This window comes from Alicyclobacillus sp. CIJ1 (assembly GCF_057538885.1).
The window spans coordinates 1-497 of the sequence record NZ_BAAJPH010000013.1 but is presented as its reverse complement, the minus strand read 5'-3'; the positions used below and the strand labels follow the sequence as shown (position 1 = coordinate 497).

General features: G+C 61.6%; 1 protein-coding gene. It reads right to left on the bottom strand.

Annotated features, from left to right (window positions below):
• Positions 1–9: 9 nt before the first annotated feature.
• The coding region (locus AC27E8_RS00125) for a tyrosine-type recombinase/integrase (RefSeq protein ID WP_487099294.1) at positions 10–497 on the bottom strand (488 nt) is incomplete at its 5' end.

Below are 497 nucleotides of genomic sequence, written 5' to 3'. Positions count from 1 at the left end.
TGCGAAGTGTCATGCACTCCCCTCCCCAAACGAGAGTGTCTGCACGGCACGGTGCAGATCCTCTCGCGTCGCATGCGTGTAGACCGCCGTGACCGTTGGCGAGCTATGCCCCAAAAGCTTCTGGACCAAGGTGAGGTGAACGCCTTGGCGAATGAGATTCGAGGCAAAGCTGTGTCGGAAGGTGTGGGCGGTGACGTACCGGCGATACCCAAGCGCCTGGCTGGTTTGCCTCAGCACCCGGTTGATGTGCGTCGGCGACAGACCGCCGGTGGCAGGGGTCGCAAAGAATCGTTCGTGCGGTTTCGCGCTCTTTCGATAGCGCTCGACATACTGCGACAAGATCGGTCGAAGCGCGTCGGACATGGGCACTTCGCGGGGTTTGTCACCCTTGCCGTGCTCCACACGGATGACCCCTTCCTCGAAATCGACGTCCATGATGCGAAGGAAGATGACTTCCGCGATGCGGAGCCCGGTGTACGCCATGGTCCAGGCCGCCG